General features: G+C 58.7%; 10 protein-coding genes. 1 reads left to right on the plus strand and 9 read right to left on the minus strand.

Annotated features, from left to right (window positions below; all coding sequences use genetic code 11):
• A partial coding sequence (locus tag PSV43_RS23655; protein ID WP_300203558.1) for a sodium/solute symporter occupies positions 1-1,062 on the minus strand: 1,062 nt, incomplete at its 3' end.
• Between the two features lie 159 nt (positions 1,063-1,221).
• Here PSV43_RS23655 and PSV43_RS23660 point away from each other — a divergent pair.
• Positions 1,222-2,223 (plus strand): hypothetical protein, encoded by a 1,002-nt coding sequence (locus PSV43_RS23660; RefSeq protein ID WP_300203560.1) that lies wholly within the window; start codon positions 1,222-1,224, stop codon positions 2,221-2,223.
• A 16-nt stretch (positions 2,224-2,239) separates the two neighbouring features.
• Here PSV43_RS23660 and PSV43_RS23665 read toward each other — a convergent pair whose 3' ends face one another.
• The 8 genes from PSV43_RS23665 to PSV43_RS23700 form a co-directional block, all read right to left on the minus strand.
• The gene (locus tag PSV43_RS23665) at positions 2,240-3,163 is read right to left on the minus strand and encodes a hypothetical protein (RefSeq protein WP_300203562.1); all 924 of its coding nucleotides are present in this window, start codon (positions 3,161-3,163) and stop codon (positions 2,240-2,242) included.
• Between the two features lie 171 nt (positions 3,164-3,334).
• A complete protein-coding gene (locus tag PSV43_RS23670) occupies positions 3,335-4,111 on the minus strand; it encodes an SDR family oxidoreductase (protein WP_300203564.1) in 777 nt (258 codons plus the stop codon).
• Positions 4,112-4,116: 5 nt separating this feature from the next.
• A complete protein-coding gene (locus PSV43_RS23675; protein ID WP_300203566.1) occupies positions 4,117-4,926 on the minus strand; it encodes an aldolase/citrate lyase family protein in 810 nt (269 codons plus the stop codon).
• Entirely contained in the window at positions 4,923-5,885 is a 963-nt protein-coding gene (locus PSV43_RS23680) for a Gfo/Idh/MocA family oxidoreductase (protein WP_300203568.1), read from the minus strand. The genes PSV43_RS23675 and PSV43_RS23680 overlap by 4 nt, the downstream gene beginning before the upstream one ends.
• Entirely contained in the window at positions 5,882-6,871 is a 990-nt protein-coding gene (locus PSV43_RS23685; RefSeq protein ID WP_300203569.1) for a Gfo/Idh/MocA family oxidoreductase, read from the minus strand. The genes PSV43_RS23680 and PSV43_RS23685 overlap by 4 nt, the downstream gene beginning before the upstream one ends.
• Positions 6,872-7,056: 185 nt before the next feature.
• Positions 7,057-7,878: a hypothetical protein gene (locus tag PSV43_RS23690; RefSeq protein ID WP_300203571.1), complete on the minus strand. Its 822-nt coding sequence runs from the start codon at positions 7,876-7,878 to the stop codon at positions 7,057-7,059.
• A gap of 50 nt (positions 7,879-7,928) precedes the next feature.
• A complete protein-coding gene (locus PSV43_RS23695; protein ID WP_300203573.1) occupies positions 7,929-8,696 on the minus strand; it encodes a hypothetical protein in 768 nt (255 codons plus the stop codon).
• 247 nt (positions 8,697-8,943) lie between these two features.
• Entirely contained in the window at positions 8,944-11,646 is a 2,703-nt protein-coding gene (locus PSV43_RS23700) for a DUF1592 domain-containing protein (RefSeq protein WP_300203575.1), read from the minus strand.
• Positions 11,647-11,900: the final 254 nt, after the last annotated feature.

Consider the following 11,900-nt stretch of genomic DNA (forward strand, 5'->3'; position numbering starts at 1 on the left):
GGTGGCGGAGGCGAGGGAGTTCAGCCCGGCTGAAATCGTGGACATGCTGGCCGCGTAGATCGCCGCGATCAGCAGACCCGGCAGCCCGGACGGAAGCTGCGTCACGACGAAAAATGGCAGGATTTGGTCCTCCTTGGCAATCAGGCCCGCAGCCATCGGATCTCCATGCGTTTTGTAGAAAGCGTAGAGAACCAGTCCCATGCCATAAAACAGAATAAGCACGGGCAGGATGAACCAGAGCTTGAGCCACAGCGAGCGCTTGGCCTCCTGCAAGCTGCCTGCGCTGAGGTAGCGCTGCACTGAGACCTGGTCGGTCGCCATCTGCACCAGATGCAGGAAGGCCCCCGCCACCAGCACCGACCCCAGATTGACACGCTCCGCCAGACTGAAGGACATGCTCAGGTCCATGCGTCCATCCGCCAGTGCGGTGTCCCAGACACCGCCGAGACCGCCGGGGATCTTGCCCACGGCCACATAGACGATGAGCAACTGTCCGCCAAAGAGCACGATCAGTTGCATCACATCCGTCCAGATGACCGCACGCATGCCACCGAGTGCGGTGTACAGCGTGGTCAGGGTGCCGGTGGCCAGAATGGTGATCCACAGCGGGATGCCCGTCACTTTTTCCAGCGCCAGCGCGGGCGCATAAGTGGCGGCCGCCAGCCAGAGCGCGACGCGAAAGATGAACAACCCAGAAGCAAGGAGTCGCACAGAGAGTGCAAAGCGCTCTTCGAGAAACTGGTAGGCCGTGAAGAAGCGCGACTGATAGAACAGCGGCATCATGTACAGCGCCGTGAACGGTGTGGCGATGAAAAACGCCAGGATGATGTAGGCAAAGCCAAAGCCGTTCTTGTACACATCCGCCGGACCCGCGAGGAAGCTGATACCGGAAAACAACGCCGCCAGAATGGACATGCCGACGAGGATGCTGCCCATGCCACGACCCGCGAGAAAGTAATCGCTTAGAGACCTGGACCCGCGCGCGGAGAGCAGCCCAACGGCGACCGATGCCGTGAGATAGACGCCAAAGATGGTGTAATCGAGCCAGGAGAAGTGAGTCATGTGTCGTGCGTGCCGGAGTAGATGAGAGCAGATAAACGCGCTCTTATGCGAGTGTTTCCTGGTTTGTTTTTAAGACCAGGCGATTGGGCAGGAAAGCAGAAAGTTTGGCGCTATGAGCTGCGACCTGTACTGCACACTATGAATGCAGGACTACTCCCGATGATAACACGAGTATTTAAAATTGGAGCCGCGCTGGTTGCGCCGCTTACCTGCGCTGCGAATGCCGCTGACTGGGAGCCGCTGCCGCCGCTGCCGGAACCGAACGGGGGCTTTGCATGCGGGGTTCAAGGTCACTCCATTGTCGTTGTTGGTGGAACGAACTGGGAAGGTGGCAAAAAAAACTGGCTGAATTTCATCCGGCACTTCGACACACACACTTTGAAATGGAGGTCTGAATTTGACGCAAAAATTCCAGGAGGGCCCCTGGCCTATGGCGTGTTGTGCCAGGGCAATGATGTCGAAGTCACCGTGCTTGGTGGCACCGATGGAGAAAAATCGCATCCTGAGTCGCTGTTGATTGATTCCATCAAAACCTCGCAAGGCTGGAAAATTCGAGGTCTCACCGAAAGGGTCGTGCTTTCTGCGGGCGGACAAGTTTCGGGAAGACGATTGATCGTTGGAGGAATGAAAGATGCAGCCAATTTGTCAGAGATTGGCAAGTCGATGCATGAAATCGTTTACATCGACAAACCCCGGCAGGACCGGCACTTGCAAGCCGTTCCTCTCGCCGACTACCCGGGCAAGCCTTTCGCTGTGGCCGCATCGGCGGTGGTGGGTGATGAACTCTTCGTCTTCGGCGGGATGAACTATGATGCAACGACAAGCACCCCGGTGAACTCAGTGGAAGCTTATGCTTTTTCGCCCGCAAAAAACACCTGGCGTGCGCTGAAGTCGCTCGCGGTGGCAAATCGTGGAATCGTGGCGCTGGCGCTGGATGATCAGCACATCTACCTCGCCGGAGGCTATACGACTGACTTCACGGCAGATGCTATGATCTATGATGTGAAGGCGGACAGCTACCGAAAGGCGAAGCCGCTGCCGTATGCGGCGATGGTGGGCTTGGTGAAGCTGGACGGCTTTGTCTATTGCCTCGGTGGCGAGGACAAGCAGAAGTCCCGCACGGACAAGTTCTTCCGCATTCCGGTAGCGGAACTTAAGTAGTGATGGACGGTGTGCCCTACGGAGTTCCGACGGGTTTCAGGCGGATCTTGTACCATGCGGAACCGCCTTCAGGATCGGGGACATTAACCACAAAGTGATCGCCCTTGAGGCCGCTGGAGATGGGGCCTCGAATCTGGGCTTTTCCATAGCGCGCATTGGTGGTCGAGACCACCTCGGCGGTCAGCTCCAGAGAGCGGATGGGGAATGGATAAAGATCACACATGTCAGGGCCGCGAGTGCCCTGGGTGCGCCACTTGGGCTTCCACCGGCTGCCATTCACATAGCAAGGCTCTTGCTCGTCGTCTTTGATGCCTACCTTGGCCTCGCCACCCAACACGGCCCAGTAAAAGCCCTCTTTTGTGATGTGCAGTTCGGTGTTGCCGTCCACATAGCACTCAATGGTGAAAGGTTTGTCTGCGGGAGCGTCTTTTCCAGATGAATTGTCCTTCACATTCATCATGGGGGTGAGCACGCTGTTCTCTTGATTCATCTCCCTGGCTTTGCCGTCGGCTGCGTTGGCGTTGTTCAGATCTCCCTGCTGGAGCAGCACCGTCTTCAGCGCCTCGTACCTCGGGATGTAGAGCTTGTTCAGCCCCACCAGACCGGCACAGACCTTGGCTGAGTGGTCGGTCAGGATGCGGCCTGCCTCCGGTGGCAGACTCTCTGCCGTGATGCTGGGTGGCTTGGTCGGATTTGCCGTGATGGTGGGGAGGTCAGCAATTGCGGCGTTGGTGGCGTTGGCTCCTGCCAGGCTGCCTGCGGACATCTGGCCTTGCTTGACCCCTTCGAGCTGGAGTTTGGCAGCATCATTCAGGCGCTGCAGTCCGGAGGTGCGCTTGGCGGTGTATTCCGTATTCAACTCCGCCAGAGTCTCCGCATGAAGGTCTTGGAGAACAACGTGTCCCAAAAAGAGAAGGCATGTCAGGATGAGATGTTTCATGGTGGTGGGCGCGTGGTTTGTTGAAATACGGTCAGGATTTAACATAATAACATGCGAGTAAGGCTGGCAAGCTGGAAAGCTGACAGCCTGCAGGCCACGAGGGCCTGGAATGCCATGCGGATTTAGGAAGATTGCGCCGCCAAACCTCCCAGAACGAGCTGAAGCTCTGGACTACTTCGCGGTGTAGCCGCCATCGACGGGCAGATTGACGCCGGTGATGTATTGGGAGGCATCGCTGAGCAGGAAAATGACGGTGCCGCCGAGATCGGACTCGCTGGCCATGCGGCCGAGCATGGTGTGCTCGCAGTAGCGCTGCAAAAAGGGCTCGGGCTGGTGGTTGAAAAAGCCACCGGCGGCGAGGTTGTTGACGCGGATTCCCTGCGGGCCGTAGAGGGCGGCGTAGAAGCGGGTGAGGTTTTCCATGCCGCCTTTGTGGAAGAAGTAATCCGGCGGCATATCGCCCATGTTGGTGCCGGTGTAGAGTTCGTAGCTGGGGCCGATCATGCCCTGAATGCTGCCGATGTTCACAATGCTGCCACGTCCTGCTGCGGCCATGGTCTGGCCAAAGTGGCGGTGCATGAGCATGACGCCGGTGGCATTGACGCGCATGGATTCCGCAAATTGCTCAACCGTGCCATTTGCGCCCTTCATCGGACGTAGCACGGCGTTGTTTACCAAACCATGCAGTGCACCATGCTGCGCGGTGATGCGCTCATGCAGTGCGATTACGGAGGCTTCATCTCCCTGATCCAGCGTTTCGGCAAAGACGCGGTGGCCTTTGGCTGTTTCTTCATCTGCGACGACTTGCAGCTTGGCAACATCACGCGAGGCGAGGATCAGCGTGGCACCTGTCTGCGCCAGCATGGCGGCGAGACCACGACCATAGAGGCCTGCGCCCCCGGTGAGGAGGATGGTTTTGCCTTGGAGAGAGAAGAGATCGGCGGACATGGCGGTTACTTGGATTTGTAAATGGAATCGCTGGCCGTTGCGGAGTCAGCGCCGCCAAAGTCGCCGACCATCTTCTTGAAGGCGTTGCCGAGTTCGATCACATCGGCACCGAGGGTGAAGACGCGGGTGCCTTCTGCGAGGACTTGCTCTTTCTGACCAAAAAGCGAGGCAACGGCGGGATATTTGCCATATTTAAGCGCAGCGGCGGCGACTCGCTTGCGGGCGGCGACGACTTCGGGATGGGTGGCTTGGCCGAGCTTGCCGATGCGGTGGCTGAAATCACCTGCACCAAAGAGCAGCATGTCGAATCCAGGTACGGCGGCGATCTCTTCGACGACTTCGAGGGCTTCGGGGCTTTCGATTTGGAGGATGACGAATTTCTCCGTGTTGCAATGATGTGCGTAATCCGCGAGAGGCACCTGGCAGAACAGGCCGTCCATGTTGCCTGCATCCAGCGCCTTGCTGCCGAGGGGGCGGCAGCGGACCATATCGACGACATTGCGGGCTTCGTCGGCGCTGGTGACGTGGGGGACCATGATGCCGGTGGCATCGCATTCAAAAGGTTTCACATATTCGCTGTAGCCGCCTTTGTTGACGCGGACGATGGTGTCGAGGTCGTGCAGTTTGGCGGCGCGGATTTGGTGCTCCAGATTGAGCCAGTCATTGGGTACATGCTCATTGCAGAGCCAGACGGCGCTGGCTCCGGAGAGTCCGGCGAGCTCGACGATGCGGGGATCGCCGAGGTTGAGCTTGATGACGGTGCTGTTTTGACCGGCGCGGAGTTCGCGGAGGATGCGGGAGGGGCGGAGTTTCATGTGTCGGATTCGGCAAGAATGTCTGAAATTTGAATGAGTGCGCCGTTTTGTTCGCGGCTGCGGCGACCGGCGATGATGACTGCCATGAGTTCGACGGTTTCGGCAAAGGGCAGGGGTCGGGTGCCGGTTTGGAGCATGTCGATGAAAGCGACCAACTGGCCGCGGAAGGCGTGGTAGGTGTCGGTGAGGCGGAGGGGGAGCTGACCTTTTGTGCCGTAGAGATGGACGGCGCCGAAGCTGCCATAGGCATCGTGAATGGCACCGATGGTGATGCGGACGCCGCTGCGGTGGGTGAGGTGCATGACGTCGCCGCCGGAATCGCTGAGGGCTTGGACGGTGAGGAAGCCGGGGCCGAGGAGGGGCTCGATGGCTTCGAGGGCGTGGATGCCGTAGCGCTCCCAGGATTTGCAGGTGAAGCTGGTGATCCAGCGGAGGTCGCCGAGATGGGTGTGCTGCTCTGCGGTCAAGCGCATCTCGGGTGCGTAGCGCATGCCGCTGGTGGAGAGGATGGTGGCTCCGGCGCGATGCCACTGCACGAACTGGCGGAGGTCGGCGATGTTGGTGGCCATGGGCTTGTCCACGAAGACGGGGAGGCCGGCTTCGATGAAGGGGCGTGCGCGGCGGATGTGGTCGTCGCCATCATCGGTGGAGATGATCACGGCATCGACCTGACCGATGACGTCTTCGGGATTGTTGACGATGTGAGGGATGAGGCTGGCGGCGGCGACTGTGGGGGCGTCGGTGGGATCATCGGTCCAGAGGTGGGTGACGCGGGCACCGGAGATGCCCATCGTTTCCAAGGGCTGCTGGCCGAGATAGGCGATGATGCCTGCGTAGGGGCATGCGGCCATGGCGGCGGGATCGTAGCCATTGATGATGGCGCTCCATGAATAGGGGTGGCCGTTGCCTTCGATCATGCCGAGCATGGCGAGGCGGAGTGGTTTTGGACTGCTGCTCATGAAAGGATGATGGGCAGGCCGGTGGCGGCGGAGTCGAGGGCGGCGCGATTGAAGCGCAGGGTCTGCACGGCTTCGTCAAAGGTGCACAAATGGCAGGGCTTGCCCTCCATGCCATCGAGGAAGGCATTGGCCTGAGCGATGAAGAGGTCGTCGCGTTCCAGTGGCGGAGTGGTGTGCCAGGTCCAGGCGGTCTCGCCGCGTTTCATGCTGGCCCAGCGTTGGGCGTGGGATTCGATCTTTATGCTGCCGTGTTCGCAGTGGATTTCGAAGATGGCTTCGTTCGCGACTTGGAACTGGGTCATGGCGTAGCTGGCGAGCACGGGGCCGTGACGTGCGGTGACGTTGACGGTGTCTTCGACGGTGACGCCTTCGAGCTGCTGATGTGCGGCATCGCAAAAGACGCGGGTCATGGGGCCGAGCATCCATTCCATGGCGTTGACGATGTGGGTGATCGCGTCCTGGATCGCGCCCCCGCCCGTCTCGTGGCGTGCGTAGTAGATGTCGCGATAGGCGGGGCGGAAGGTGGGGAAGTGCTGGCCGGCAACGACGCTGGCGTGAAGAGGTTTGCCAAAAGCACCGGTTTGTAAAAACTCACGCGCTGCGATGATCCATGGGAAGCAGTGGTAAACGTAGGCGACGGCAACAAAGCGGGCGCTGGTGGCGAGCGCGGTGCGGGTTTCTTCCAGACCGTCCAAGGTGACTGAGAGGGGCTTTTCGATGAGCAGTGCCGCGCCATGGGATGCGCCTTCGCGGGCGATGGCGAGATGGGTGTGGGCAGGGGTGCAGATGACCCAGGCGTCGAAGCGTTGAGCCTGCACGGCTTCCGCGAGGGTGCTGAAGGCGGGTGCGTTGTAGCGCTGGCTGACTTCGCTGAGGAGTTTAGCATTGGCATCGCAGACGCTGACGGAGCAGCGGCCGGATTTTTGGAAGCAACGCAGGTGGCGCTCGCCGATGCTGCCGCAGCCGATGATGAGGATGGAATGCATTGAGGCGGAGTAAACGTTGCGGCAGGTCTGATCAAAGGGAAATGAGCTGGTCTGGTCAGGGGACCAGGGCGGCGGCTGTGGCAGAGGAGTGCGGCGGGGCGGATAACCTGCCCCATTGAATGAAACCGAAACCCGATCCCAAACCCGAAAAGAAGCCCCGTACGGGCCATTGTCATTTCATTCACTCACGGCTGAGGAGGCGTTGAGGCGTGTGTTTCAGGCGGCTCCGAGGACGAAAGCACCACCTCCAAAGAAGACGGCTTAGCAACGAGTGGCATGTCAGGCGCATTCCCTGCGGCGAGAGATGGTAGTATAGCTTCCAAATATAGGAATGGAGCATCGGCGGCTTCGTCGCTCGCAAAAATTTGCTTCTGCACTGCCCAAGGCAAAAACGTCCAAATCCTGTCCAAGACCCATTCTTTCTCTTCTTTAAGAGCAGTGACGCCCTCGAAGGGATTAGCCCATCCAAGGTTCATGACTGTCTGTTGAAAATGGCGGGGAGAGTCAGGGATTTCAGCCAGGCTTAATAAGCCAGATTCGAGCATGATCTTCATGCGCCAAAATGGACAAGCTGGATTCCCTGATACTTGGAAAACAGCGGTGTATTTAGCGGCGACTTGTTTCACCTGTTCCAAATTTGCTGAATTTGTATTCTCTTGTTGCTCCAAAAGATACCTCCTGGAAACCTGCGCCTCTTGGCGAGCGTTCGCAGCTTCTTTGTTGGCAGCTTCAATCTTTCCTCGCGCTTTCGTTTCGAGCTCGCCGTAAACAACATATGGGCCATGCAGCAAACCGCCAATAATCCCCGCAACAAAGATCACTTCGATCTGATATTCCTTGAACCAAGCAATCCACTCAGCGCTGCCGAGTGCTGGAAAATACTTGAACGTCAGAGTAACAAAAATTGCTAAAAAACCTCCGCTCACAGCGAGTATTGCCCCACCAATTGAAAAAGTGTGCCGGAGCGACTGGCCCCAAAAGGAGAAAAAACCGCTAATCTTCCGCATATTCAGCCCCTACCTGTATTAACGGGTATCTCAAATACATAATTCCGAATTCACTTCAGCAAGCCTGTGCGTTTTGCGGTGCGGTACTCATCGATGCGGTCTTTTGAGTCGTCGGTGAGCTGGTCGAGAGGGAGATCAAAGGTCTGGCCATCTTCCCGGCGTATGAGGACGGTGGTTTTGGTGAGTGCGAGAATCCTGGCCTGGACGGTTCGGCCGTCGGTGTTCTGCAATGAAATGATGTCGCTGGCCGGTTTGGGTTTGGGGGCCGGTGGAGGTGGGTCGTGTTTGACTGCGACGGTGGGCGTTGTGACGATAGGTTCCTGTGTGGATGACGGGCTGACGGCAGGCTCAGAATACCTGTTTTTGATATAAAAAATCACCGCAAGCAGGAGTGCGGTTTTGAACAAAAATCCGAGCAAGGACGGAGACTTCGGGACCGGAAGCTTTTTCTTGAGTTTGGGCGCATACAGGTCTGGGTGCAGCTGGTATCTGGCCACCTTCCAGACCTTCTGATGGGCATAGCCTGCAGGACTTTCAAAGACGGCTTTGATGAAGTTGTGTGCTCCACCACGGGTCGGGGGCAGGGGCATCTTGAGAAATTCAAGCAGGGCCTTTTGCTTGGGCTGAACAGGCTCATTCCGCCAGCTTTCGCCGGAAGGTTTTTTGTTAGCAGTGGACTGGTCCATGAAGTGACGTCTGGTGGTTCTGGAATCTGCCTTGGAATGGCACGAAATGAAACCAGCTTTACTTCTACATTGATAAGTTATCGGGTTTTGGGGACTGGCGGTACGCTCTGAACGCGGCGGAGCTTTTTGCAAACGCTGCTGGTGGACGTGGTGTGTGGTGAAGGCGCTGGGTTGGCTTTCCGGTGACTGACCTCCGGTACCAGGGTAGCCTTGCCAAGGCTCGGCAACCCTTCGCTATGATGCGCAGTCCCGTTGGGACTGGGGGCAAGCGGAAAGGAACATGTGGACCTGCCAAGAACATTCTACGGCGTGCGATGTTACGCCGCAGGAAAGACATCCCGATGGATATTATGCCCACTGATAACTTACCAAAGTAGAGTTACTGAGTTACCCGCATCTTCTGGAATGGGACGCTTTCGCAGACGGCGAGGATGATGTCCTGCATGCGGTTGCCGGAGGCTTTGGCTTTGCGCAGGATGTCATCGATGGTGGGCTTGTCGGAGTATTCGAGGCCGCGACCGAGGGCGTAGATGAGGAGATTGTCGGCGAGGTTTTTGACAAACTGGTCGCTCATGTCGCGCACGAGGATGGCGCGGAGTTCGGCGAGGTCGGCAAAGGACTGTCCACGGATGAGGGTGCCGGAGGCATCGATGGGCTGCTTCTTTTCTTCGGCACGCCAGCGGCCGATGGCGTCGTAGTTTTCAAAAGCGAAGCCCATGGGATCAAGAAAGGCGTGGCAACCGGCGCAGGCGGCATTGCTGCGGTGTTCGGAGAACTGCTGGCGCAGGGTGAGCTTGCCGAACTGCTGCTTCCGCTCATCCAAAGGAGGGACGCCGCCTGGGGCGGGTGGTGGCGGGGTGCCGAGGATGTTTTCGAGCAGGTACTGGCCGCGCTTGACCGGAGAGGTGCGGGTGGGGGTGGAGGTGAGGGTGAGGATGCTGCCCTGCGTCAGGATGCCGCCACGAGGCGTGCCTTGCAGGGAGACCTTTTGGTATTTGTCTCCTTTGACGCCATTGATGCCGTAGAAGCGGGCCAGCTTCTCATTGAGGAAGGAATAGTCGGCGTTGAGGAATTCGATGACGCTGAGGTTGTTGCGCAGGATGTTGTCAAAGAAGGTCTGGGACTCTTTCTTCATCATGTTGCCCAGTCCGCCCGTCCACTCGGGGAAGCGTCTTGAATCCACATTGACGATGTCCATGTCGCGCAGTTGCAGCCACTGACCGGCGAAGTCTTCGGTGAGGCTGGAGGCGCGGTAGTCGGCAATCATGCGCTTCACTTCTGCGGCGAGATTTTTGCGCAGTTCGCCTTTGGCGGCGAGTTGCAGGAGCTTGTCATCCGGCGGTGCGGCCCAGAGGAAATAGGAGAGGCGGGAAGCGAGGCTGTACTCGTCAATCAAGGCGACGCCGTTCTGAGGGGCACCCACGGGGGTGGGTGAGCCACGGTAGAGAAAGCCGGGGGACATGAGCATGCCGCGAAGCACGTAGCCGATGGCCTCCAGGGGGGGGAGGTCTTCTTTGAGGCCGAGATCGGCGATGCCGTGCCATTTGGCTTTTTCAGCATCGCGCAGCGGGCGGCGGAAGAGGCGCTGGCCGAGTTTGTCCACCAAACCATGCACGTCTGCGACAGCGATGCCGCCGGGCTGGCCGAGGGGGCCTTCGACGGTGAGCTGATGGAGCCAGAAGTTGCGGTCTTGATGCGTTTTTTCGTCGTAGAAATCGTTCAGAAACCACACCTGGATTTCATGCTTGCCGGCGGGGAGTTCGACTTCCGTCTGAAAGGACTGAGGGGTCTGGTCTTTGGCGGTGATGGAGAAGGAGCCGGCATTTTTGCCGCCGATACGAACGTCGAATTTTGCGGGTTCGGCGCCTGCCTGCTGGGCACCGGCTTTGACGATGATGCGGTACTTGCCTGCGATGGCGAGATCGAGGTGATGCTTCACATAACCGTTCGAGGCGAGCTGGATGGTGCCGGTGTCGCGAGAGGCATTGCTTTGACCGGCTTCAAAATCTTCACCGCTGAGATTGATGGCGGGCAGGCCTGCGGGCTTGCCATCGAGCAGCCATTGCACGAGGCGGGTGCCACGCGGCGGCAGCAGGCCGTCGGGGCCTTCGATTTCGATTTTTTGGAGCGCCAGGTTGCGGTCGCGCTTATTGGGATCGGGGTTCTGCGGGTCGGCGAAATCATTGAGGAAGCGCACGACGATTTTGTGCTCGCCGCCTTTGAGGGGGACGAGCTGCTGGATCGCCTGCCAGGGGCCTTTTTCGCCGTGGTAGGGGGCGGTGACGTCGAAGGTGCCGAGTTCCTTGTCATCCACGCGGAGGGCGACCTTGGCGGCATCCGGGCCGGCCTGGGTGGCGGAGAGGTGGAATTTCAGCTTGTAGTTGCCACTGGCGGGAGCGGTGAACTTGGTGGCGGCATCGGCGTTGCCGTGGAACCAGCGGATGCCGTCCCACTCTTTGGTTTCGCCTTTCTGATTCCAGAATTTCTTGGCACCCAGTTCCATGTCCAGACGCTCGACGCTGGAGGTGTCGAGCGCCTTGACCGCGACGGTGTTGGCGGCGCGGATGTACTTTTCCATGAGCATGGGCGAGATACTGAGGACGTCGCCAATGTTGTCGAAGCCGTAGCCGGTGTCGTCGGGTGGGAACTGGCTGGCGGGCTTGGTGTCCACGTACAGCAGATCGCGGATGGAGTTGTTGTATTCGGTGCGGTTGAGGCGGCGGTAGGTGATGTGGCCGGGGTCGATCTTCTGCGGATCAAACCAGAACACGGTGCTGTCGATCCAGGCGACGATTTCATCGCGCTCGGGCAGGGAGGGTTTGTCTTTTTTCTCCGGCGGCATCACGTGGGTGACGAGCTGCTGGCGTGTGTGGTCCCAGAGTACCTTGTCGGCGATGAGCTTGGAAAACTCGGGGTATTCATCGAGGGCGAAGTCGCCTTTGTCGGAGCCGTCGCCGTGGCAGTCGTAGCAGAATTTTTGCAGCAGGGGGAGGATGCGCTGATTGTAGGCATCCTGGCCGCGTTCGGCGGCGGAGAGCAGGCATGGAAGTGCGAGGGATGCGAGGATGAGGCGACGGAGCATGAAAAGAAGAAGGGGGGTATCTAGGATACGCATGAAAAGTGGCAGGGATTTCGACGAAACCAATGGGGCATTGTGTGTGTGATAGCGATTTGCAAAGCTCATTTCCGGAAGGGATTCGGGAATGGGGGCGCTGGTTTTTAGCAACGGGAATGGTGGGCAATGGAATGCCGGAGATTTGCAGGGCGAAGATTTGGAGAACGCAGAGGAGACCGGAGATTTGAACCACGGAATACACAGAATACACGGAAGGGGGA

Origin of the sequence: Prosthecobacter sp., assembly GCF_029946185.1 — a bacterium.
Taxonomy (GTDB): domain Bacteria; phylum Verrucomicrobiota; class Verrucomicrobiia; order Verrucomicrobiales; family Verrucomicrobiaceae; genus Prosthecobacter.

Bases quoted from the DNA above. Each gene is read 5' to 3' on its own strand.
- PSV43_RS23685 (WP_300203569.1), bottom strand. From the start codon at position 6,871: ATGCATTCCATCCTCATCATCGGCTGCGGCAGCATCGGCGAGCGCCAC.
- PSV43_RS23675 (WP_300203566.1), bottom strand. From the start codon at position 4,926: ATGAAACTCCGCCCCTCCCGCATCCTCCGCGAACTCCGCGCCGGTCAA.
- PSV43_RS23680 (WP_300203568.1), bottom strand. From the start codon at position 5,885: ATGAGCAGCAGTCCAAAACCACTCCGCCTCGCCATGCTCGGCATGATC.
- PSV43_RS23690 (WP_300203571.1), bottom strand. From the start codon at position 7,878: ATGCGGAAGATTAGCGGTTTTTTCTCCTTTTGGGGCCAGTCGCTCCGG.
- PSV43_RS23670 (WP_300203564.1), bottom strand. From the start codon at position 4,111: ATGTCCGCCGATCTCTTCTCTCTCCAAGGCAAAACCATCCTCCTCACC.
- PSV43_RS23660 (WP_300203560.1), top strand. From the start codon at position 1,222: ATGATAACACGAGTATTTAAAATTGGAGCCGCGCTGGTTGCGCCGCTT.
- PSV43_RS23700 (WP_300203575.1), bottom strand. From the start codon at position 11,646: ATGCTCCGTCGCCTCATCCTCGCATCCCTCGCACTTCCATGCCTGCTC.
- PSV43_RS23665 (WP_300203562.1), bottom strand. From the start codon at position 3,163: ATGAAACATCTCATCCTGACATGCCTTCTCTTTTTGGGACACGTTGTT.